Genomic DNA, 22,211 nt, shown 5'->3' on the forward strand with positions numbered 1-22,211 from the left:
GCCCGGTGACAAAACGCCTTGGCTTTCGGGTCATGGCGTTTCTGTCATTGGCGCTACTGCCGCTTGGGCTGATTGCGGTCGTGCAGACGCGCACGCTCACCCAGGAGGTCGAGACGCGCACCCAGCTGACGCTGCTGGCGCTGACCCGTGAAGCCGCGGCCGACGACCGGCAGCTGATCCAGAGGGCGCTGGGCGCCGGTCGCGCCATGAGCGGCATGTTCGAGCTGTTGACCACGCCCGAGCAGTGCCGCCGCTACCTGTCCGATTACGTCTCTAGGGAAAGCGATTTTGTCTGGGCTGGGTTCATCCCGGCCGATGGTCAGGTCAGCTGTGCCTCGGACGGGATCGCCCGGGATCTGTCGGACCGGCGCCAGATGGCGGATCTTTTCGCGACCGACCTGGCCAAGGTGCTTCTGCTGGACCAGGACGGCAACAACGAGAACATCCAGCCGGTGGTGACGGTCAACTACCCCGTCTACACCCGCGAAGGGCTTGAGGGGTTTGTGACGATCGCGCTGCCGCTCGATTCCATCCAGACGACATCCTCGCCGCTGATCGCCTCCGAACAGGCCGAGTTCTTCACAATAAACGCCGCCGGTGACGTGCTTGTCTCGCAGGAAGGCTCCGTCTCGCCCGAGCAGCGGCTGCCCCCGAAACAGCAGCTGACAGAGTTTCTCAAGGTGCGCGCCAGCGCCTTCAGCGCCCGCACCGTCGAAGGGCGGGAGCGCACTTTCGCCGTCGTGCCGATCCTTGCCAATTCGGTCTTTGCCATCGGGTCGTGGGAGGCGGGCTACAGCGCCGCCACCGAAAGCGAGTCCATCCGCATCCCGCCCGCGGCCTTCCCGCTGCTGATGTGGCTCTCCAGCCTCGCCGTGGCCTATTTCGCGGTGCACTGGCTGGTGATCCGGCACATCCGTTCACTGCGGCTGCGCATGTCCTCCTTTGCCAAGACGCGCCGCGTTCTGCAGCCGCCGGCGCCGGTCAGCATGCCTGCCGAGCTGCAGGAGATGGAGGACAGCTTCATCTACATGACCGACACGATCCTCAAGGACGAGGCCGAGCTGGAAAACGCCGTCCGCGAGCAGAAGGTCCTGTTGAAGGAAGTCTACCACCGCGTGAAGAACAACCTTCAGCTGATCGCGTCGATCATGAACATGCAGATGCGCCAGCTGAAATCCGAGGAGGCCCGCTCGGTCCTGCGCCGCGTGCAGGAGCGCGTGCTCAGCCTCGCGACCGTGCACCGCAATCTCTATCAGAACGATACGCTGGCCCAGATCCGCGGCGACCTGCTCCTGAAAGAGATCGTGAACCAGCGCCTGGACACCGCAGTCGCCAGCGGCACAGAGATCGACGTCACCATCTCGATGGAGCCGTTCGAGCTTTATCCCGACCAAGCGGTGCCCCTGTCCCTTCTGGCGACCGAGGCGATCACCAACGCCTTGAAATATATCGGCCGACCGCCCGATGGCCTGCCATGGCTGCGCGTCGAACTGGTGGTCGGGAACGACGGCGATCTGACCCTCGCGATCGAGAATTCGATCGGGGCGCCGCTGGTCGAACCCGCGCCGGTTTCCTCTGGTGGATTGGGCGCTCGCCTGATCGCCGCTTTCTCGCAGCAATTGCTCGGAGAGGTCCAAGTCGAGGAACGTAAACGAAGCTACGGCATTGTGCTTAGGTTCAACGTTCGCGAATTCGACGAATACCAGAGGGAAAAGTGACACAATCCGACTCCGGCCCGGACAACGGGGCGACCAACGACCTTGGCCAGGACATGCGACCCGGAACGGCAAAGCCCGACCGGGTGCAGGTGCTTGTCACCGCCTTCGAGGCCTACCCCGTGCTGGAACGCGCCTTCCTCAAGGCCGAAGACCGCATCGTGGCCGGTTTCCGCATCTTCGATCCGATGACCAAGCTGCACTCTCCCGAGGCGCTTGAGATTGGCGAGACCTGGCTGGACCTGATCGTGCACACCCTCAACCGCGGGGTTTCGTTCGACATCGCGATCGCCGATTTCGACCCGCTGCTGGCCCACGAGATCCACCGCGACACCTGGGCCTCGCTGCGGCGGCTGACTGCGGCGCGGGAGCTTGCGCGCGAGGGTGCTGGCCGCCTTCGGGTTATCCCGGCCCTCCACTCGGCCCGGGTCGGCCTGGGGCCGCGCCTGATGCTCTGGAGCCGCGTGACCGGCGAGGTCACGCGCACCGCCAAGTCGCTCAACGACCTCGAGGAGGCGTTGCGCCGCAACATGCTCAAGGAGATGCCGGGCTTTTCGCGCTGGCTGCTGGCGGTGCGCGACGGCAGCTACCGCGCCCGGCGCATCCCGGTGCCACCCCTGGTGCCAGCCACTCACCACCAGAAGGTCGCCGTCTTTGACGGCAAGCGGACCTATATCGGCGGGCTGGACCTGGACGACCGGCGGTATGATGACCTCAATCATCGCAAGCCCGCGCACCTGACCTGGCAGGACGTGCAGCTTATGGTCGACGATCCCGAGCTGGGCGCCGCGACCGAGGGGCATCTGCACCATTTCATTTCCGAAACCGGGGGACGCTCGGTGCCGCCGCCGCGGCCGCCGCTCTTGCGCACCCTGTCCGCACCGCGCCGCTTGGCGCTGCCCTTCCTCTCGCCCCGCCGGCTGGTCCACGAGATCGCCGACGCCCACCACGAGGAAGTCGCCCGCGCCGAGGAGTTCATCTACCTCGAGACGCAGTTCTTCCGCGAGCGGGAGCTGGCGCGAAAGCTGGCCGATGCCGCCCGGCGCAACAAGCGCCTGGGCCTTGTGCTGGTCCTGCCCGCCGCCCCCGAGGAGGTCGCCTTCGAGAACCGGCGCCGTGCCGACGCGCGCTATGGCGAATTCCTTCAGGCCCGCTGCCTGAAGAAGCTGCGCAAGGCCTTCGGGCACCGCATCTTTGTTGGATCGCCCGCCCAGAACCGGCCCGTGGTCGAAGGAGAGAACCCCAACGGCGAGAACCTGTCCCGCGACCGGCTGGCCGAGGCGCCGCTGATCTACGTCCATACCAAGGTATCGGTATTCGACGACCGCGCCGCGATCGTCTCCTCCGCCAATCTGAACGGTCGCAGCTTTTACTGGGATACTGAGGTGGGGGTGCGCCTGACCGCCCCCCACGAGGTGGCCGAGGTCAAGCGCAAGGTGATGAGCGCGTGGCTGCCCGATGATGCGGACGAGAAGTTCTTCAAGGGCAGCGGCGCCGTGCAGGCCTGGCGTGTCCTGGCGAACGAGAACCTTGTGCGCCGTCCCGGCGGACGCCAGGGCTTCATCCTGCCCTACGCCGACCGCCCCGCACGCTTGTTCGGCCGGGCCCTGCCCGGCGTGCCGGAAGAAATGGTCTGAGGGGCCTGGCGCCCCGACATCCCGGAAACGAAAAAAGCCGCCCCGCGGGCGGCTTTTGCAATCTTGGTCAGAGGCCCCTCACGGGGTTCAGCGGGCAGGCGGCAGCGGCTGCGGATCGATCTGCAGCAGCGCGTCGCGGTGCAGGTCCAGGAAAACCTCGAAGGCCTGCGGCTCCTCGCCCAGCACGATGGTCAGCTGCTCGGCCTCCATGCGCACGGTATAGGCGGGTTTGCTGCTGTCTTCGATCATCACCAGCGCGCTGAGGATGGTGCCGTCCTGACGGGACTCGACCTCGGCAATATGGCCGATGGGGTCGTCGGCGCGGTCGAAGACCGGCGCGCCCCGCAGGTCAACACCCTGGGGCAGGGAGGCGGTCTCGTGCATCTCGGCCTCGTAGGCGCGGATCTGCTCGGGGGTCATGCTGCCGAAGGTCGGCATGGCGGGGTCGAAAGGCTCGGCCCCGGCGGGAACAACCCCCGGGACGCCCGTGGCGGTCAGTGCCGCGACAGAGCCTTCGGAAATAGATTCAGGACAGGTGGCGCAATACCCGTGCGCATTCCCGTCAAGCTGCGCCACCGAAACGGCGTTGGCCGCCGACGGTACCGTGCTTGCAATAAGAATGGCGATCGCATGTATCACGTGGAACTCCTGTCCTGTAGCACGCTCACTCGGTGCCGTTGAGCAATAAACGTGCATGTGCCGCCCGAAGTTCCATCTTTCCCACCAAGGAAAGCGCGGAACCTGCCGGGTCGGCTGACGTTGGCCGATCATGAGCATTAATATTGACAAGTATACAGCCGACTCGAGCCATTGGCGAGGCATATTGGATGGCGAAGGCACATTTATGCTGCCCCGTCCCGATACCCGTGCCGGCAGGCCCCGCAAGGTCGGCATAGAGGTCGAGTTCGCCGATCTCGAGCCCGAAAGTGTGGCCCGATGCGTCATGTCCTGCCTAGGTGGTACGGCCCGGGATGTGGGCCATCTAGAATGGCGGGTCGAGGGCACGGCGCTGGGCGAGGTGCGTATTTTCCGCGATGTCGCCCTGCGCAAGAAGGGTGGTGCACTGATGCAGGCCGGATTGCGGCTGGCGGGTGACCTGATCCCTCTGGAGCTGGTGACCGACCCGGTCGATCCGCAGGATTTCGACCGGATCGAAGCGCTGTTCGATGCTTTGCGCGAACGGGGCGCCACCGGCACGCGCGAGGGGTTCATGCATGGTTATGGCCTTCACCTGAATCCTGAGGTGCCCAGCCTGGACGCCGCCGACGTGGTGCCCGTGGTCCGCGCGTTCGCCCTGATGGAAGACTGGTTGCGCCAGAACGAGAACCTGACCGAGGCAAGGCGCCTGCTTCCGTTTATCGAGCCGTGGCCCCCCGGGCTGGTCGACCGGCTGAGCGTGGACGAGGCGGCGTCCTGGGGTTGGGACGAGCTGATCGACGCTTACCTGGCCGAGACCCGTAGCCGGAACCATTCATTGGACATGCTGCCCCTGTTTCTGCACGTGGACGAGGAAGGGGGCGGGGGCATGGGCCTCAAGGACAAGCTGCCCGACAACGTCGGCGCCCGCCCCACCTATCACTACCGTTTGCCCGAAAGCCGCGTGGACGAGGTCGACTGGACCCTCGCGCGCGAATGGAACAGCTGGGTCATCGTCGAGCGGGTCGCCGCGAACCCTGCCTTGATCTCGGCGCTGTCGGCGGCCTGGCAGGCGCATCGTGCCTCGGTCTTCGACAGGCGCAAGGACTGGGCCCAGGCGGTGGCGCATCTTCTGGCGGCACCGCTGGGATCCGGTCCCCAGTCCGATACCGGGGGTGTGCGGGCATGAGGCCAGCATCCTCCCGACCCGTGGTCGGGGTCACGGTTTCCCAGCGTTCGGGCTGGCGGATCTTTCCCCTCATCGCATTCAACATCTGGCTGGCCGGGGGCCGTGCCTTACGCTGGCAAGCGGGCAGCCCGGCCAACGTGGCGGCGGTCGATGGCGTGGTCATCGGCGGTGGCGACGACATCTCGCCCGACCTCTACGGCGGTCACATTGTCACTTCGGCGCGGCTGGACCCGGACCGCGACACGCTGGAGCGCGGCCTGATCGAGCAGGCGCTGGCGCTGAACGTGCCGGTTCTGGGGATCTGCCGTGGGGCACAGATGCTCAACATCGCGCTGGGCGGGACGCTGGACCAGGACGCCTACGGCACCTACTGGTCCGGGGAACGGGTCTACACCATCCTGCCGCGCAAGCGGGTCGAGATCTGCGCCGACACCCAGCTTGCCCGCATATCGGGGCAGGAGCCGATGCAGGTGAACGCCCTGCATTCCCAAGCGGTAGAGGAGTTGGGCCGTGGCCTTCGGGTCGCCGCCCGGGACGAGCGTGGCATGGTCCAGGCGGTCGAGCGGATCGCCGACCCCTTCGCCATGGGCGTCCAGTGGCACCCCGAGCACCTCTTCTATCGCCGCCGCCACCGCCTGATCTTCGCGGCCTTGGTGGAGGCCGCACGCGCCCACCGCCTCCAGCGCGACCAGATCGCCGCGATGGAGGCGGGACTGGCCGGGGCGAACGCGCGCTAACCCGCAGGCCCGCGCGCGTGGGCTCAGGTGCTGCCCGTCAGGCTTTCGGGCGTGGGTTCCTGGGCAAGGCCCGCGATACCGCCGCTCAACACAGCGTGGCTGCCGCCCTTGGCGGTGTAGCGGAAGCGGGACAGGGGCACCGCCCGCTCGCCCGCGTCGGCGGTGCGCAGGACCAGGTGGGTCACCCGGAACGCCTCGGTATCGACCAGCAGGTCGGCGATCGTGCCCAGCATCCCGTCATCGCCGAAGGCCTCGCGCCCCAGCCATTCCGAGGCCCGGGCCAGCCCGCGCAGAAGGGCGGGGTCGCTGTCGGGATCGACCAGCTCCCGCTCGGCCGTGCCGGGGGAATTGGTGACACCTTCGTCGGCCAGCTGTGCCTGAAGCAGCATCGGCGCATAGGTGCCGCCGAATGGACCGACAATCAGCGGCGGCCAGTTGCTGAGATCGAAGATAGAGCCTGCGTCGTCGTGCTGCTCGGTATCCTCGTGGCTCCAGCGTGGGGCCTGCTCGACCGTGTCGCGGTCCACGTTCACGGGCCACAGACCGTCCTGCGGGCGCGGCCGCTCGACGAAATCGGTGGGCACCAGCGCCTCGGATCCGCTGATCCAGTCATCGACATGCAGGGCCAAGTGGCGCAGCGCGCCGCTGGAGCTGTCGAAGAAGATCTCGTTAATCGCCAGACGCTCGCCGTCGACGTCCGCCTCAAGGGCGATCAGCTTGGAAATGGGTGTCATCATGATTGGGTCCTCCAGGGACAAAAGCCCGCAATTTCCGGCCGGTTCCATGGAACCATATCGTGTTGATCCGGGTTGGTCCGGTGAAATCGAGTATAGTGGAGTTTGGGAAATGGAAGCCGGATCGTTCATTGGCATCTTGTCAGGTTTGGCCCTGCTCGGCGTGATCAGCTTTCCGCTGTTCGGCCGGACCGAGCCCCGCCATCAGCTTCGCCCCCAAGAGCACGCCAAGCGTGCTGTCGCCGGGGGTGACGACCAGGTCTGTTAACAGACCTGCCGGGCCGGAGGCCACGTTTTAAGGTGCGGAAAGCGGATCCCCTCGGGGATCCGTTTTTCTTTGTGCATGGCGGATGCTGCGCGCGCCCTACCGGCCCGGTCAGTAATTCCGTCAGTAATCCCGCTCGAAGAAGATGCCGACGCCGGTCTGCCCCTCGGAATCGATGCCGCCTTTCACCGTGACCGAGGGGGAAATGTCGAGGTTGAGGTTGATTTCGGCCTCGCCACCGCTGTCGACGGTCACGTCGGTATAGACGTTCTCGGACAGGTATTTGCCCGCGCGAACGCCGACGTTCCCCTCCTCGGACGTCGTGACATCAAGATCGTCCAGGCCCGTCCGGTCGCGGATGCGGCTGATGATGCCGACGCCGCCACGCCCCGCCAGTGTCGCCACGGCCGAGGCCAGCTGTGCGGCCTGGATGGCCGAAAGCGATGTCACATCCTTGCCGAAGAGAAGCCGCGACAGCACCTCGTCCTCGGGCAGCTCGGGCTCGGAGAGGAAGCTGATCTCGGGCGAGGAGACCGCGCCCTCCACCACGATGCGCACGGTCGTGCCTTCGACATTGGTGGAGGCAATGAGCCTCAGGCGCGGCTCGAAATTGCCTTCGAGGCGGATGATGCCGGTGTCCAGGGTCAGCCGCTGGCCCAGCAGGTCAAGACGGCCGCGCACCAGCTCGAACTGGCCGACGGGGATCACATCGTTGGTGGTTCCGGTGATCCGCAGCCGGCCACCGAGTTCGGCATCCAGACCGCGTCCGCGCACGAAGATGCGGTTGTCGGCGATGATCAGGACGTCCAGCGATAGGGCGCTGGACGCAGCACCGCCGCCCCCGCCATTCCCGTCGCCGTTGCCATCACTCAGAAGACCCGCGCGCCCGCGGGTCGCACGTACGTCCGCAGGTTCGTTCAAATGCACCATGTCCGGAAGCGGTTCGGTCCCGCCAAAGCCCGAGGAGGGCACGCGAAGCTCCACCTCGTCCAGCACGACCGTGCCGGCGATCCGCCCGCCCCCCGCCAGCGGCCCGGTCACGCGCAGGGTGCCGTTGGCCGAGGTGGTGTAGAGGTTCGGATCGACGATGCCGACGCTGTTCAGGTTGACCGTCAGGTCAGCGGGCAGACCGCCCTCAAGCCCCAGGGTGCCGGCAACGCCCAGAGAGCCGCCGCTGCCGACCGCCGCCGTGGCCGCGATGCGGGCGGTTGAGCCCGATAGCTGTGCGGTGATGTCCAGCCCGGAGAGCGAGTTGCGCAGGTTCGGCAGCGCCACGCTGGCGCCCGCGACGCTGATACCCCCCGAAAGAGACGACAGGGCCAGCGGCCCGTCGAGCCGCAGGTCGAAGGCCGCGATGCCCCGGATCGAGCGGGGGGCCAGGCGGCGGTTCAGCAAGCCCAGCGGCGCAGAGCCGTTAAGATCGATCGCCGCCCGGCTGAGATCGGCGGCGACATTGCCGTCGAACCGCACGGTGGTCCCCGAGGGGCCGTTGGCGGTGCCGTCCAGCACATAAAGTTTGCCCGACTGGCGCAGGTCCATGCGGACCGAGGCCGGGCCGGGCAGGTCGGGCACAAGCCGACCGAGGTCGCCGATGCTGGCGGCGATCCGGGCCGAAATGTCGCCGCCGCCCGCGGGCAGGGTCGCGCTTAGTTGAACGGCGGTGCGGTCGGGGCCGGTGCCATTGGCCGTCACAACGATGCCGGCGGGGGTCTGGCGAGCGGTGCCCTGCACCTGCGCCGGGCCGCCAAAGCCCGGAACAAAGCGCGACAGGTCATCGAGCCGCGCGTCGAAGTCGATGGTCGAGCCTTCTTCGGTCAAGGTGCCACTGGCCTGCGCGCGCAGAGCCGAGGATTGAAGTTCTGCGCGACGGATGGTCAGCCCGGCCTCGGACTTGCTGGCGGAAACCTCCAGCGTGGCGGGACCGCGCAGAAGCTGATCCACCTGGGGTATGCCCACGGCGACCGAGTTGGCCTTGGCCGAAACCTCGGCCTCGAACGTGCCGGCATTGCGGTCGGCCGAACCCACGATGTCGGCATCCAGCGCGCCGCGGATGGGCCGCCCCACGATGTCCGTCAGCGGGGCAAGCGACGGCGCCCGCAGGCGCGCCTGACCGGCCAGGCGCAGGTTCTCGTCCGACCGGTCCACGGTGCCGCTGCCGGTCAGGGTGATGCCCCTGAAGCTGGCGTCCAGCGTCTCGACCTTGATCAGCTTGGCGTCCTTGGGCGCGGTGACGACCAGGTCGGCGCGGGCGCCCTCGGGGGCGGTGCCATTCACGTCCAGGCGCCATCCGCTGCCGGTCTCGACCGCCTTGCCGGCAACGCGTGCGGGTCCCGAAAGGCCGGGGGCCACCCGCCGGGCGTCGTCAAGCTGGGCGTCGAACTCGACGCTGCTGCCGACGTCGGTCAACTCGCCGCTGGCGGTAACGCGCAGGGATTTCGTCTCGATCAGCGCGCGCTCGATCTCAAGGCCCTTTTCGGTGCGCTGGGCGGTCACGCGCACGGTGCTGCTGCCACCGATCAGCTCGTCCACCCGGTCGATGCCGATGCCCAGGTCCTGCCCGTCGGCGTCCAGCTTTACCCGGAAGGTGCCCGCCTTCAGCGCGCCCGAGGCGTCGAGCTGTGCATCGAGGCTGCCCGACAGCGGCCGCCCCGCGATGTCCGAGACGCGGCCCAGATCGGCGATGACAAGGCGGGCGTCGGTGGTGACAAGCGTGTCGGTCTCGGTGCGATCGACGGTCGCCTCGCCCTTCAGCTCGATCCCGCGGAATGAGGCGTCGAGCCCGGTGATCCGGATCGGATTGCCGGATTTCGGCAGGCTGATCAGCATGTCGGCACGCGCGTCGTCGGGCGCGGTCGCATCCAGGTCGATAGTCCAGCCGGTCTTGTCCTGGCGCCCGCGCCCGGTCAGGGCGACGGGGCCCGAAAGCTCGGGCAGGTAGCGCGCCAGATCGTCGAGCTTGACCGCGAATTCAACCTCGCTGTCGTTGGTGGCAATCCGCCCCGTGGCCGAGGCATCCACCGCCTTGGTCACCACCGTGGCCGAGCGCAGGGTCAGGCCCTTTTCGTTGCGCAGGGCCGAGATGCGCAGCTCGCTCTTGCCCTCCAGAAGCTGGTCGACCTGCGGGTTCGAGATGCTCAGATCCACCGCCCGCGCGTCCAGGATCAGGTCGAAGGCACCGGTCAGAAGCTGCGCGTCGCCGGTCAGGTTGGCCTCCATCCGGCCGCCCAGTTCCTGGCCGGTCAGGGTGGACAGGCGGCCAAGGTCCAGAACATCCAGCTTGGCCTTGCCCTTCAGGGCGAAATTGGTGCCGAAACCGTCAACCGTGCCGTCGGCGACCAGGTCCAGGCCTTGGGTCTGGACCTGAAGCGCCTCGATCCGCAGGGGCACGCCGTCGCGCCAGGTCATCTTCGTGGAGAGGTCCACCGTCTCGCCCAGGGCCTGGGCAAGGCCGGGATCGGTCGGGCTGACGCCTTGGGCCGAGATGTCGACCTTGGCCGTGACCTGCCGGGTCGATCCGCGTTGGATCACGCCGCCGCCGTCCAGCTTCATGCGGGCGACGCGGATCTCGGGGCGGTCGAACCCCTCGACCGTGCCGGCAAGGGACCAGCGGTCCCCTTCGGAGCCGTCGAACGTGGCCAGAAGGTCGGCCTTGCCCAGCCGCGTTTCGATCTCGCCGGGCAGGGGCAAAAGGACGGGGGTGCCATCGGCATTGCCCAGCTGCAGGTCCAGACGGAACGCCTCGGGCAGGCCGTCGGCGGCCAGGCCCAACTCTCCCTTGACGCGCACGGCGGCGGCGTCGACGGCCAGTTCCTCGACCTTGACCCGCCCGTCGGCAAAGCGGCGGGCGAAGAATTTCAGGGACACCTGGTCACCGAAGAAGGCGCCGTATTCGGGGGTGAAGACCGGTGCGAGGTCGCCCGAGATGTCGGCCCGCAGGGTCCGGGTGGGCGGCGGTTGCAGGCCGTTTTCCGGCGCCGGCATGTTCGGGTCGCGTTCAGACCCCAGCGCGACCGAACCGGCCAGCCGCTCGACGCCGTCGGTCTCCAGCACCAGGTCGGCGCGGAACTCGGCGATGGGATCGTCGCCATTGATCGACAGGCGGACTGAGGGGCGCCCCGGCAGCTCCAGCAGGTTCGCGGCCAGACCGTCGGCGGCCTCTTCCAGATCCAGGGCCAGTGCAAGCCGCGTGGTCTTGTTGGAATAGCCCGCCTGCAACGAGAACCGGCCCTGAGGCCCGTCCAGGCGCTGGATCTCCAGATCGGCCTGTCCCTCGCCGTCGATCAGCGACAGCTTGCCCGCCACGCTCAACGCGGCGGCAATGCCGGCCACCTCCTCGCCCAGCTCGACCCGGTCGGCGGCGATCTTCTCGATCACCACGCTGACGGGGATCTCGGGCAGGGCGAATGTCGGCGCCTCGGGCGAGGTCCCCTCGCTCGCCGGAAGGCGCGGCAGCAGGATCTCGCGGGCGGAAAGCTCGGTTATGTCGACGCGACCGGTCAGCAGGCCCGAACGGTTCAGCCCAAGCACCGCGTCGTTGATGGTCAGCCACACACCTTCGTCGTCGGCGATGGTGATCCGGTCGACGGTGGCGCGCGAACTGAGTGCGCCGCGAAACCCCTCAAGGCGGATCTCGCGGCCGGCGCCGGACAAAAGATCCTCCAGCGTGCGGGTCAGCCAGCCCTTGTCCGAGGTTGTCTCGGCCTCGGTCTGGGCAAGCGCCTGGGGCGGGGCCTGAACCGCCAGCAGAAGGGCGAAAATCGCAAGATACAAGAAACGGCGCATCAGAATGCCTGCCCTATGCCCACGTAGATCTGGAACCCGTCGCCGGTATTGCCCGACACCGCCCGCGCCACGTCCAGGCGGACGGGGCCGATGCCGGTGTTGTAGCGCAGGCCAAGCCCGGCCCCGGCGTGCCAGTTGCCCGTATCGCCGATCCAGCTGTCCGGCCCGATGAAGCCCGCGTCATAGAAGGCGACGGCCTGGATCTTCTCGGTCACGCCGGCGCGGAATTCCCCCGAAAGGCCCAGGAACGAACGTCCGCCGGTGCGCGTGCCGGCGGTGTTGACGCCCAGCGACTGGTAGGGCTGTCCGCGCACGGTGCCGCCACCGCCCGACAGGAACAGAAGGTCCGGCGGGGTCTCGGCGATGCCCGATCCTACGATCGAGCCGAATTGAAGCCGCCCGGCGACCACAAAACGATCGTCCTTGCCAAAGCCCAGGTAGGTGCGCGCGTCCCCTGTGATCCGCCCGCCCGAGGCGCTGCCGTCCAGCCCCAGGTAGGGCATCACCCGGGCCTTGAGGTAGGTGCCCTCGGTGGGGTTCAGCCGGTCATCACGCCGGTCCCAGATGACTTGTAGAGGAAGGGTCAGGTGCTGGAACTCGCGCTCGCCCAGCCCGTCGCGCACGTCGGCGTAACGATAGGCGATGGCGGCCTCGGCGGTGATTTCCTCGGAGTAGATGCGGCTGACACCGACCTCGAGGTTGACCTGCCGCGAGAAGAACAGCGGCTCGTCCAGCTGCTCGATCTCGGTCAGGACCGTCAGGTCCGTGTCGACATTGAAGGTGGCGGGCCGCTTGAACCGGCTACGCAGGTGATAGTCGGTGCCGGCCGTCTCGCCGCCCAAGCCGCTGACCTCTGCCTCAAGGCGCAGCCGCTCGGCCCCGCCAAGAAGGTTGCGATGAAGCCAGAAGGTCGACAGCGTGATCCCCTCGGTCGACGCGATCTCGGCCCCGAACCCAAGGCGGCGGGGCTTTTCGTCCACCACCGACAGGCCCACGTCCATCGTGTTGCCAGGCCCCAGGACATCGGCCTCGCGCAGGACGACCGAGCGGAAGGCCCCGGTGCGTCGCAGGCGGTTCGCGGACATCTCCAGCGCCTTCGGATCATAGACCTCGCCCGTAGGGATCTGGGCGATGGTGCGCAGCCGCCGCTCACGCACGGCGCTGCCGGTCTTCACGACCAGGTTTCCGAAGGTCACGCGCGGGCCGGGGGCAAGGGCGATGTCAGAGGCGATGCGCGCCTTGGCGTGGTCGGCCACGATCTTCTGGCCCGCCAGGTCGGCCTTGGCGTGGCCCGCGTTGCGCCAGCCATCGACACCGGCGCCGGCGGCGTCGCGGATCGTGCCGCTGGGGGCGGGCTCTCCTACCCGGTAGCCGTCCGGAAGCTCGGTGCCGGGGGCCAGCGGCGCGATGGTTGCCCGCGAAAAGCGGAAAAGCGCGCCGGGATCGACGCGGATGTCCACACGCTCCACCTGCGTGGGCGGGTTCAGGGGCGGGATCCCGGCGGCTTCGCGGCCATCGACGCTGATGCGGATGACGGGGCCATAGCGCCCGGCGGCGTAAAGCACGCCCAGCAGGCGGCTGTAATCGGCCCGGGCGGCGGCGATGATCTCTTGCGAAGTGTCGAGCTTGTCGCGCTCGGCGGCGTAGGACAGCGAGGCCGCGCGCAGACCCTCGCGCAGGTCGACGGCGCCTTCGAAATCGTCACGGGTCAGGTTCAGATCGACCGAAAAGGCCCAGGCCGGCGCCGCCAATAGAAGGGTCGTCAGCATGACCACCGTGCGCGCGGCCGTCCGGGCGGCCGCGTGGACAGCCGTGCGGGCCTGGCACGGCAGGCCGATGGGTGCCGCGCCCCGCGATGCCCGCGTCCGGGAAATTCCACCGATCATTCTGAAGTCACCCCACCTGCCTGTCACAGACTGCCTGCCACATGGGCCGCACCTTCGACAGCCCGATCGTTTCGGCAAAGACTAGCCGACACCCGGAGAAGATTCCACGAAATCCCCCGTGATCGGCGGCGGCTTGCGCAGTCAGTCTGCGGGCGTTGCAGCCGAGGTGCGCATTTTGCCCACCGCCGCCTCGAGGCCCCGACGCAGGGTCGAGACATCGTAGGGTTTCGCGACGATCACCGAATCGGGATAACCGTCGATCTGGGAGCCGTCGCCCTCGCCCGAGGCAAGGACGTAAGGCACCCGCGCCGCGCGCAGCGAATGGGCCAGCGCGGCCGATGTTTCGCCCCGCAGGTTCACGTCCAGCACGGCGTAACCGATGTCGGCCTTTTCCATGATCTGGCGGGCTTGGTGCACGGTGGAGGCGCAATGAACCTTGCCGGCCCCCATGCTTTCCAGCAGGTCCGAGGTGTCCAGCGCGATGACGACGTCATCCTCGACCACCATGCCAGATCCGGCAAAGATGGCGTCGCCTTCGGCATCAGCCTGGGCATTGCCCGCTTGCGCGTCGGGGGCGGCCAGTTCGCGCGATATGCGCAGGGCAAGGTCGTGGAACATCTCGAAAGCAGAGATCGCGTCGTGAACGATGGAAGGGGCGCGCGCGTCGGTCGCGGGGATCTGCTCCAACCTGTCGCGCAGGTGGGTCCATGCGGCCGAGGTCGACGGCTGGTTGAATACGCTGCCGGCCATCAGGACCCGCAGGTCGGTGGCCTTTTCCCATTCGCGACGTAAAAGTTTCAGACCGGCGCGGCTGCCGTAAAGCATGTAGGCGACCGCCAGCCGGTCGATCTGCGGCGCGTCGGATGCCTGATCTGCGGATTGCTCGGCGCCCAGGGATTTCAGCGAGGTATGGGCAGAGGAGATATGGCGTTGAAGATCGGCTTCGAGAGTGGGCGCGGCCTCGAACGGCACGGTGTCGGGGGTCATGCCCTCGCGCAGGGCGGTGAAACCCTCGTGCTGCAGCCGGACGAATGCCTCCAGGCCTGCACTTGTTCCCAGATCAAAACGTGAGACGACAGCGTCAAGGCGATCGTGGGCGTGGCGGGTCGCTTCGCGCAGATGATCGCGCAACGAGTCTCGCCTTGGATCGTCGGACATTCGAACCCCTCATCATCATCGCGGGCACAGCATTACACTTCGGGCATTCGAACATGCCGGCACCGGGGATCGGTCCATCCGGGGAACAATGCATTTCCCTGAACGTAAACCGAATAGGACCCAGAGGCTATGAAAACTTGGTATCCGCGATACAAACGGAGATAGTGCGAAAGCGCCGGAAAACAGGGGCTTGGCGAATTTAATCGGATAGAGGGGAAATTTTTCGCGATTTTCCCGGAACCAACTGCCCGTTTCCGGGTTCGGTCGATGAGCAATAGAGAAATTATTCCTCTTTGCCTGGGCCTCCCATCCCATATCAGGGCCCACTCTTCACATCGGCGGAACGCCTGTCCCCGCGTTCCGCCGACCCCCACCCCCTCAGATATGGATCTCCCGCATGACCAAAGACCACGGATCCTCCGTCAAGAATGACGAAGCTTACGAAGCCATGCGCGACAAAGGCTATTCCAAGGAAAAGGCCGCGCGCATTTCGAACGCGCAGGAAAATCCCGACCAGCACCCGTCCGAGAAAGGCGGCCGCGCCGCCGCCTACGAGGAATGGACGAAGGACGCCCTATACGAGCGCGCACAGGAGCTTGAGATCGAGGGCCGCTCGGACATGACCAAGGACGAGTTGATCGACGCCTTGCGCAACCACTGAGCCCGTAGCAACCTGCCTGACAGACCCGAATGCCCCCGCGATGTTTCACGGGGGCATTTTTCGTGTTCGGGGCCGGGGTCGCATCAGCCGGCGGATGCCTGCACGAAAAAAGGGACCGCCCTTTCGGACGATCCCTTTCCATGAACCCCCCGGCCACAAGGGCCGGGGTGATACAGACCTGCTTAGTTAAGCGCGGCCTGGATCTTGGTTTTCTTGTCGGCGGCGCTGCTCGAGCTGGTGCCGGCCAAGTAGATCTGGGCGACCTGAGCTTCGGTCAGCGACGAGGCTTCAATCTCGAACCCGTTACGGTCCAGGATGTTCTGCACGGCGCTCATCATGGTGTAGCTGGGCATCTCGGTGACGACGGTGCCGGTCACGACAACGCCTTCGCCCAGGGCCGAAGCGACCTTCGAGCGTGCGTCGGACTGCATGTCGGCGCTGGTGCCGGCGAGGTAGATGGCGGCAACCTGCTCGTTCGACAGGGTGGTGGCATCGACTTCGTAGCCCATGCGGTCCAGGATGTTCTGAACAGCGGCGATCGAGGCGTTGCCCTCGGCGCCGGTGACCATGTCGCTGGCCAGCGCGGATTCGATCTCGGCGCGCATGTCCGACTCGCTCAGGCCGTTGTTGGCGGCGAGGTAGATGGCCGACAGCTGGGCGTCGGTCAGGACTTCGGCCTGGATGTCGTAGTTGAATTCACCAAGAATGTTTTCAACGCTGTCCACCATCATGCGGGGCGCGTCGGTATATGCGTGTGCGGCACCCATCATGAGGGGGGCGGCGGCTACAGCGGCAAGCAGAATGCGTTTCATAGTGTTACTCCTTCAGTCGTTTCATATCGGCGCGCTTGGAGCACGCCATGCGACGCCTTTGGTGGCGCGCTATGTCGGGACAACTGCGTCGAGGGGCATCGGGTTGCATGAAATCGACGGTCCGGGCATCACGAATATCTCATGGAACAAAGGGGTCCGGCACACGTTGTGCGTGCCGGCTTTGCCGCGCTGGAACCTTTGGTGATTTTCGCCCAAATTGTAGGCGTTTAGCTTGAAGGCATCAGCCCCAGGTGACATTTCCCAGGAAGATGTAGCCGGCACCATAGACGGTCTTGATCAGCCGTGGGTTGCGCGGGTCCTCTCCCAGCTTGGTGCGCAGCCGCGAAATTCGCACGTCCATCGCCCGGTCAAAGCTTTCGCCCGCCGTGCCGCCCAGGCTTTCCTGCATCTGGGCGCGGCTGATCATGCGCCGTGGGCTTTCGAGAAACAGCCGAAGCACCTCGCCCTCGGCATGGCTGAGGGCGACCTCGCGCCCGTCGTCGGCACGCAGAACATATCGATCGAAATCCGCGCTCCAGCCTTCGAAACCGGCGATGTTCTGGTGCCGCTCGGCGGTGGGCGGGCGGCGCAGGCGGGCGCGGATGCGGGCCACGACCTCGGCCGGATCGAAGGGCTTGATGATATAGTCGTCGGCGCCCAGCTCCAGCCCTGTCACGCGGTCCTGCACCTGGGCCCGGCCCGAGATGATGATGATGACCGCACCGCTTTCCAGCGCCAGCCTGTGCACCAGCGCCAGCCCGTCGCGGTCCGGAAGGCCCAGGTCCACCAGGCAGACATCGGGCACCGCGCGGGTCAGGGCGGCCTCGAACTCGGTCGCGCGGGCGTAGCAGGCGGTGCGGAATCCAGCCTTGTCCAGCGCCTCCGCCAGCATCTCGCGGATGGTCGGTTCGTCGTCGAGGATGGCGATCAGCGGCGCAAGCATCAGCGGTCTCCGGTCATTGGGGCGGGCGCGTCGGCCAGAAAGGCCAGCAGCTCGGCGGCGGTGAAGGGCTTGGGGATCAGGCGAAATGCGGCCTCGGCCCTTTGGCGTGTCTGGTCGCCGGCGGGCAGGGCGGTCATCAGAAGGACCGGCGGGCCCTCCGCCTGCGCCGCAAGCTCCTGCGCCAGATCCAGCCCGGTGCGCGCCCCTTCCAGGGAAATATCGCTTAGCACCAGGCTCAGCCCCGGCAGCTCGGCCAGGCCCAGCGCCTCGTCGGCCGAGGCGGCCTCGATCACCGAGTAGCCCGCGTCGGTCAGCATCGGGCGCACGGCGTCGCGGATGTCGGGATTGTCCTCGACCAGCAGGGCCATGCCGACGGGCGGTGCGAGGCTGGCGGCGCGCAGGGGCAGGCGCAGGATCACTCGCGCGCCCGGACCATCGGTGTCGCCGGGGGCCGCACCCTCGGTCGCCCCCTCCGCCGGGCCATTGGCGATGCGCAGGCTGCCGCCGCACATCTTGGCAATGTCGTAGACCATCGCCAGGCCCAGTCCCGATCCCTCGCCGCCCTTGGTGGTGTAGAAGGGCGCCATCGCCTGTTTCAGCGCCTCGGGGCTGAAGCCGGGGCCGGTGTCCCGAAGCTCGAAGTCGATCCAGGTATTGGCGACGGGTCGCACCGAAAGGGTGATCCGGCCGCTTGGCCCGGCGGCATCGCGGGCATTCAGCACCAGGTTCAGCAGCGCATCGTTCAGCGCGTCCGGATCCAGAAGCAGGGGGTCGGCCCATGGCCCGTCATGGATGATATCGAACCGCACATCGGGCGGCAGCGAGGGCGTGGCCATGGTCCGCAGATCGGCAAGGAAGGCGCCAAGGTCCACCGCGACGGGCCGGATTTCGCGCGGGCCCGAGATGCGGCCGATCCGGTCCAGAAGCTTGCCGCCCCGCCGAACCGCGGCGCGGGTCGCGGCCACCAACTCGCTCGCCTCGGGCGGCAGGTCCATCCCCTCCAGCCGGCTCTGCATCCCCAGGATGATGGTCAGCAGGTTGGCGAAGTCATGGGCCATGCCGCTGGTCAGCTGGGCCGCCAGTTCGCGGCGCCGGGTCTGGGCCAGGGCGGCGCGGGCCTGCATTTCGCGGGTCACGTCCATCGACAGGATGTAGACGCCAATCACCTCGCCGCCGCCGGTCTCGGCGCCCTCGCGGTCGGGGGTGAAGGCGGCGCGGATGCGGCGCGATGAAGGCTCGTGGGTAAACTCGAAGACATTGGCCTCGCCGGCATAGGCGCGGGCCAGGTAGGGGCCGATCGCCTCATAGGCTTCGCTGCCCAGCGCCTCGCGGATCGGCAGGCCAAGGATTTCGGACGGGCTTTGCGGCAGCACCGACGACAGCCGCCGGTTCGAGTAGGTATAACATTCCTCCATGTCCAGCCGGGCAATGTGGGCGGGCATCATCTCGGCGGTCAGGCGGGTGCGGGCCTCCATCTCGGTCAGCTCGCGCTTGGCCTCCTCCAGTGCGGTGATCGAGGCGGCGAGCTTGCGATTGGTCTGGCTCAGGCGCTCGGTATATTCGAGGACCCGGTCCGACAACTCCTCGGAGCGGCCGCGCAGAAGCTGCTCCTGTTCGTGGACCGAGGTGATGTCGGTATAGACGGTCACCCAGCCGCCCTGGGGCAGAGGGTTGCCCTCGATCGAGATGACCTGCCCGTTCGAGCGTGTGCGTTCAAGATAGTGGGGCACGAAGGACAGGGCCTGGGTGACGCGCAGGGCGACAAAGCTTTCGGGGTCCCTGACGGGGCCGTATTCGCCCCGCTCGGCCAGGTAGCGGATCGTGTCCTCGAAGCGGGCGCCGGGGGTGACCAGATGATCGGGCAGGTCGAACATGCGGGCAAAGCGGGCATTGCACACCGCAAGCCGCAGGTCGGCATCATAGATCGTCAGCGCCTGCTGGATCAGGTTCAGCCCGGCCTGGGTCAGGCGCGCGCGCTCGGCTGGGGTCATGGGCATCTAGCGATCTCCTGCGTAACCCGATCGCTAACACCGGATCGTGCCCGGCGCAAAGCCCGGGTCGCTCCGTTACAATTCGTTAGAATTCCGAAAAAATGCGGAAATGTTTGACCTGCATCCATTTCGCGTCACGATTGAAAATGCGCAAGAATCGCACAAGCGATCGCGACCGCCGGCCCCGCGCCGGCGCAGGGAGGAGAACAGATTTGGCTTCTGACGTACCGCCCCCGGGCGCCTGTCAATCCGTACCCGCGCTGCTGACGCGCAACGCCACCGAATACGCGGATCGCCCCGCCTATCGGGAAAAGGAATTCGGCATCTGGCAAAGCTGGACCTGGGCGCAGGCCGCCGACGACGTGCGCGACCAGGGGCTGGGCCTGATGACCTTGGGCGTGGCCGAGGGTGACCACGTGGCGATCATCGGCCGCAACCGCCCACAGCTTTATATGGCCATCGTCGCGATCCAGAGCACGGGCGCCGTGCCCGTTCCCCTCTACAACGACGCCAACGCCGAAGAGCTGGCCTATGTGCTGGAGCATTGCGGCGCGCGCTTCGTCATCGCCGGCGACCAGGAGCAGGTCGACAAGGTGGCCGAGATCCGGGATCGCCTGCCCGAGCTGGAGCGCGTGATCTACCTGGATGCGCGCGGCCTTCGCAAATACGACCACGGTGCCCTGCACGCGCTGTCCGACCTGATGGAAAAAGGCCGCGCCGCCGAGGCGCTGCACGGACCCGAGCTGGACCGCCGCACCGCCGCGCTGGATTACGACCGCAAATGCGTGATGCTTTACACCTCGGGCACCACCGGCAAGCCCAAGGGCGTTGTGCTGTCGAACCGCAACATCATCGAGACCTCGCGCGCCTCGTCCGAGTTCGATCACTTGGACTGCCGCGAGGATGTGCTGGCCTACCTGCCGATGGCTTGGGTGGGCGATTTCATCTTCTCGATCGGTCAGGCCTACTGGACCGGCTTCTGCGTCAACTGCCCCGAGTCGGCCGAGACCATGATGACCGACCTGCGCGAGATCGGGCCGACCTATTATTTTGCCCCGCCCCGCGTCTTCGAAAGCCAGCTGACCAACGTCATGATCCGGATGGAGGATGCCAGCCCCGCAAAGCGGCACCTCTTTGAAAAGGCGATGGCCCACGCCCGCAAGGTCGGCCCCGACATTCTTGACGGCAAGCCCGTCAGCGCGGCGGACCGGATGGCGTATCGGATGTATGACCTGCTGATCTACGGGCCGCTGAAGAACACGCTGGGCCTTAGCCGCGTGCGGGTCGGATATACGGCCGGCGAGGCGATCGGCCCCGAGATCTTCGATTTCTACCGCTCGCTGGGGATCAACCTCAAACAGCTCTACGGCCAGACCGAGGCCAGCGTCTTCATCACCCAGCAGCCCGATGCCGAGGTCCGTTCCGACACCGTCGGCGTGCCCTCACCGGGGGTCGAGCTGAAGATCGGCGAAAGCGGTGAGGTCTATTATCGCTCGCCGGGCACCTTCGTCGAATACTACAAGAACGCCGAAAGCACCGCCTCGACCAAGGATCCCGAAGGCTGGGTCGCCACCGGGGACGCCGGTTTCGTCGAGGAGGGCACCGGCCATCTGCGCATCATCGACCGGGCCAAGGACGTGGGCAAGATGGCCAGCGGCGCGCTGTTCGCGCCGAAATACGTCGAGAACAAGCTAAAGTTCTATCCCAACATCCTCGAGGCCGTGGTCTTCGGCTCGGGGCGCGATCATTGCTGCGCCTTCGTCAACATCGACTTGACCGCCGTCGCCAACTGGGCAGAGCGTAACAACGTGGCCTATGGCTCTTACCAGGAGCTTAGCCAGCACCCCGAGGTTCTGCGGACCGTCGGCGCCCATGTCGCCGAGGTCAACGAAAGCATCGCGTGCGACGAGATGCTCTCGGGCTGCCAGATTCACCGCTTTCTGGTGCTGCACAAGGAACTGGACGCCGACGACGGAGAGCTGACGCGCACCCGCAAGGTCCGCCGCCGCATCATCGAGGAAAAGTTCGCCGACCTGATCGCGGGCCTCTACGACGGCGCCGAGCAGATCACGACCGAGACCGAGGTGACCTATGAGGACGGCCGCAAGGGCGCGATCCGCGCCACGCTTAACCTGCAGGACGCGGTGACCTTCCCGTCGGGCGGCCGGATGGCCGCGGAATGAGCCGGGCCCGCACCCGCACCGCTTGGCCCACCGGGCAGGAGGGAGACCGCCGATGCTAGACGACACCAGCGACGGCTACATCACCACCGACGGCCGCCGTATCGGCGGCGTGCTGATGGAGATGCGCAACATCACCCTGCGCTTCGGGGGCGTGGTAGCGATCAAGGACATCTCTTTCGACATCCGCGAAGGCGAGATCCGCGCCATCATCGGGCCGAACGGTGCGGGCAAATCCTCGATGCTGAACGTGATCTCGGGCTTCTATCATCCGCAGGAGGGCGAGGTCCTGTTCGAGGGCAAGCCCCGTCCGCCGATGAAGCCCTATCAGGTGGCCCGTCAGGGGATCGCCCGGACCTTCCAGAACATCGCCCTTTTCAACGGGATGAGCGTTCTGGACAACGTGATGACCGGACGGCTGACCAAGATGAACGCCGGGCTGCTGGCCCAGGGGCTGTGGTATGGCAAGGCCGAGCGCGAAGAGACCGAGAACCGCATCAAGGCCGAGCGCGTGATCGACTTTCTCGAGATCCAGCACATCCGCAAGACACCCGTGGGCCGTCTGCCCTATGGCCTGAAGAAGCGCGTCGAACTGGCCCGCGCCCTAGTGGCCGAGCCGCGCCTGCTGCTGCTGGACGAGCCGATGGCCGGCATGAACGTCGAGGAGAAGGAGGACATGAGCCGCTTCATCCTGGACGTGAACGACGAGTTCGGCACCACCATCGCCCTGATCGAACATGACATGGGCGTGGTCATGGACCTCAGCGACCGGGTGGTCGTGATGGATTACGGCAAGAAGATCGGCGACGGCCCCCCCGACGAGGTGCGCGCCAATCAGGATGTCATCGACGCCTATCTGGGGGTGGCCCATGACTAGGCCCGCCC

General features: G+C 66.8%; 16 protein-coding genes. 8 read left to right on the forward strand and 8 right to left on the reverse strand.

Going from position 1 to position 22,211, the window contains the following annotated elements:
• The first annotated feature begins 5 nt into the window (after nucleotides 1–5).
• Entirely contained in the window at nucleotides 6–1,718 is a 1,713-nt protein-coding gene (locus CLV77_RS00690) for a sensor histidine kinase (protein ID WP_157801985.1), read from the forward strand.
• Nucleotides 1,715–3,352, forward strand: a complete 1,638-nt coding sequence (locus tag CLV77_RS00695; RefSeq protein ID WP_083707757.1) for a phospholipase D-like domain-containing protein — start codon at nucleotides 1,715–1,717, stop codon at nucleotides 3,350–3,352. The genes CLV77_RS00690 and CLV77_RS00695 overlap by 4 nt, the downstream gene beginning before the upstream one ends.
• 87 nt (nucleotides 3,353–3,439) lie before the next feature.
• Here the strand turns inward: CLV77_RS00695 and CLV77_RS00700 are convergent, their stop codons facing one another.
• Nucleotides 3,440–3,991: a hypothetical protein gene (locus CLV77_RS00700; RefSeq protein ID WP_076979707.1), complete on the reverse strand. Its 552-nt coding sequence runs from the start codon at nucleotides 3,989–3,991 to the stop codon at nucleotides 3,440–3,442.
• Nucleotides 3,992–4,196: 205 nt separating this feature from the next.
• On the opposite strand from CLV77_RS00700, the gene CLV77_RS00705 reads away from it, so the two are divergent.
• On the forward strand, nucleotides 4,197–5,177 hold the full coding sequence (locus CLV77_RS00705; RefSeq protein WP_076979706.1) for an amidoligase family protein: 981 nt from the start codon (nucleotides 4,197–4,199) through the stop codon (nucleotides 5,175–5,177).
• Entirely contained in the window at nucleotides 5,174–5,914 is a 741-nt protein-coding gene (locus CLV77_RS00710; RefSeq protein ID WP_076979705.1) for a gamma-glutamyl-gamma-aminobutyrate hydrolase family protein, read from the forward strand. The genes CLV77_RS00705 and CLV77_RS00710 overlap by 4 nt, the downstream gene beginning before the upstream one ends.
• A gap of 23 nt (nucleotides 5,915–5,937) precedes the next feature.
• Here the strand turns inward: CLV77_RS00710 and CLV77_RS00715 are convergent, their stop codons facing one another.
• Nucleotides 5,938–6,648: a PRC-barrel domain-containing protein gene (locus CLV77_RS00715; RefSeq protein WP_158086732.1), complete on the reverse strand. Its 711-nt coding sequence runs from the start codon at nucleotides 6,646–6,648 to the stop codon at nucleotides 5,938–5,940.
• On the opposite strand from CLV77_RS00715, the gene CLV77_RS16475 reads away from it, so the two are divergent.
• Complete coding sequence (locus tag CLV77_RS16475; protein ID WP_158086731.1) at nucleotides 6,638–6,916, forward strand: hypothetical protein; 279 nt, start codon at nucleotides 6,638–6,640, stop codon at nucleotides 6,914–6,916. The two genes, CLV77_RS00715 and CLV77_RS16475, sit on opposite strands and share 11 nt — an antisense overlap.
• Nucleotides 6,917–7,036: 120 nt before the next feature.
• Here CLV77_RS16475 and CLV77_RS00720 read toward each other — a convergent pair whose 3' ends face one another.
• The 3 genes from CLV77_RS00720 to CLV77_RS00730 form a co-directional block, all read right to left on the reverse strand.
• Nucleotides 7,037–11,695, reverse strand: a complete 4,659-nt coding sequence (locus tag CLV77_RS00720) for a translocation/assembly module TamB domain-containing protein (RefSeq protein WP_076979703.1) — start codon at nucleotides 11,693–11,695, stop codon at nucleotides 7,037–7,039.
• Nucleotides 11,695–13,581 (reverse strand): autotransporter assembly complex protein TamA, encoded by a 1,887-nt coding sequence (locus CLV77_RS00725; RefSeq protein WP_236860981.1) that lies wholly within the window; start codon nucleotides 13,579–13,581, stop codon nucleotides 11,695–11,697. The genes CLV77_RS00720 and CLV77_RS00725 overlap by 1 nt, the downstream gene beginning before the upstream one ends.
• Nucleotides 13,582–13,722: 141 nt before the next feature.
• Nucleotides 13,723–14,739 carry a biliverdin-producing heme oxygenase gene (locus CLV77_RS00730; protein WP_114351061.1) on the reverse strand — a complete coding sequence of 339 codons (1,017 nt, stop codon included), beginning with the start codon at nucleotides 14,737–14,739 and terminating at the stop codon, nucleotides 13,723–13,725.
• A gap of 397 nt (nucleotides 14,740–15,136) precedes the next feature.
• Here CLV77_RS00730 and CLV77_RS00735 point away from each other — a divergent pair, with 397 nt between their 5' ends.
• Nucleotides 15,137–15,400, forward strand: a complete 264-nt coding sequence (locus CLV77_RS00735) for a DUF7218 family protein (RefSeq protein ID WP_076979701.1) — start codon at nucleotides 15,137–15,139, stop codon at nucleotides 15,398–15,400.
• Between the two features lie 182 nt (nucleotides 15,401–15,582).
• On the opposite strand, the gene CLV77_RS00740 is transcribed toward CLV77_RS00735, so the two are convergent.
• The 3 genes from CLV77_RS00740 to CLV77_RS00750 all read right to left on the reverse strand — a co-directional run bounded on the left by CLV77_RS00740 (nucleotide 15,583) and on the right by CLV77_RS00750 (nucleotide 19,152).
• Nucleotides 15,583–16,212, reverse strand: coding sequence for a hypothetical protein (locus tag CLV77_RS00740; protein WP_076979700.1), 630 nt, complete (start codon nucleotides 16,210–16,212; stop codon nucleotides 15,583–15,585).
• 241 nt (nucleotides 16,213–16,453) lie between these two features.
• Nucleotides 16,454–17,155, reverse strand: a complete 702-nt coding sequence (locus CLV77_RS00745; RefSeq protein WP_076979699.1) for a response regulator transcription factor — start codon at nucleotides 17,153–17,155, stop codon at nucleotides 16,454–16,456.
• A complete protein-coding gene (locus CLV77_RS00750) occupies nucleotides 17,155–19,152 on the reverse strand; it encodes a hybrid sensor histidine kinase/response regulator (RefSeq protein WP_076979698.1) in 1,998 nt (665 codons plus the stop codon). The genes CLV77_RS00745 and CLV77_RS00750 overlap by 1 nt, the downstream gene beginning before the upstream one ends.
• A 206-nt stretch (nucleotides 19,153–19,358) precedes the next feature.
• Between CLV77_RS00750 and CLV77_RS00755 the strand changes: the two genes are divergently transcribed.
• Together CLV77_RS00755 and CLV77_RS00760 are read left to right on the forward strand one after the other, a co-directional pair.
• Nucleotides 19,359–21,329 carry an AMP-binding protein gene (locus CLV77_RS00755; protein ID WP_076979697.1) on the forward strand — a complete coding sequence of 657 codons (1,971 nt, stop codon included), beginning with the start codon at nucleotides 19,359–19,361 and terminating at the stop codon, nucleotides 21,327–21,329.
• 52 nt (nucleotides 21,330–21,381) lie between these two features.
• Entirely contained in the window at nucleotides 21,382–22,203 is an 822-nt protein-coding gene (locus CLV77_RS00760; protein WP_076979696.1) for an ABC transporter ATP-binding protein, read from the forward strand.
• The last annotated feature ends 8 nt before the right edge of the window (nucleotides 22,204–22,211 follow it).

The organism is Brevirhabdus pacifica, assembly GCF_002797755.1.
Taxonomy (GTDB): domain Bacteria; phylum Pseudomonadota; class Alphaproteobacteria; order Rhodobacterales; family Rhodobacteraceae; genus Brevirhabdus; species Brevirhabdus pacifica.

Bases quoted from the DNA above. Each gene is read 5' to 3' on its own strand.
- CLV77_RS00705 (WP_076979706.1), top strand. From the start codon at position 4,197: ATGCTGCCCCGTCCCGATACCCGTGCCGGCAGGCCCCGCAAGGTCGGC.
- CLV77_RS00710 (WP_076979705.1), top strand. From the start codon at position 5,174: ATGAGGCCAGCATCCTCCCGACCCGTGGTCGGGGTCACGGTTTCCCAG.
- CLV77_RS16475 (WP_158086731.1), top strand. From the start codon at position 6,638: ATGGGTGTCATCATGATTGGGTCCTCCAGGGACAAAAGCCCGCAATTT.
- CLV77_RS00715 (WP_158086732.1), bottom strand. From the start codon at position 6,648: ATGACACCCATTTCCAAGCTGATCGCCCTTGAGGCGGACGTCGACGGC.
- CLV77_RS00720 (WP_076979703.1), bottom strand. From the start codon at position 11,695: ATGCGCCGTTTCTTGTATCTTGCGATTTTCGCCCTTCTGCTGGCGGTT.
- CLV77_RS00725 (WP_236860981.1), bottom strand. From the start codon at position 13,581: ATGATCGGTGGAATTTCCCGGACGCGGGCATCGCGGGGCGCGGCACCC.
- CLV77_RS00730 (WP_114351061.1), bottom strand. From the start codon at position 14,739: ATGTCCGACGATCCAAGGCGAGACTCGTTGCGCGATCATCTGCGCGAA.
- CLV77_RS00735 (WP_076979701.1), top strand. From the start codon at position 15,137: ATGACCAAAGACCACGGATCCTCCGTCAAGAATGACGAAGCTTACGAA.
- CLV77_RS00740 (WP_076979700.1), bottom strand. From the start codon at position 16,212: ATGAAACGCATTCTGCTTGCCGCTGTAGCCGCCGCCCCCCTCATGATG.
- CLV77_RS00745 (WP_076979699.1), bottom strand. From the start codon at position 17,155: ATGCTTGCGCCGCTGATCGCCATCCTCGACGACGAACCGACCATCCGC.
- CLV77_RS00750 (WP_076979698.1), bottom strand. From the start codon at position 19,152: ATGCCCATGACCCCAGCCGAGCGCGCGCGCCTGACCCAGGCCGGGCTG.
- CLV77_RS00760 (WP_076979696.1), top strand. From the start codon at position 21,382: ATGCTAGACGACACCAGCGACGGCTACATCACCACCGACGGCCGCCGT.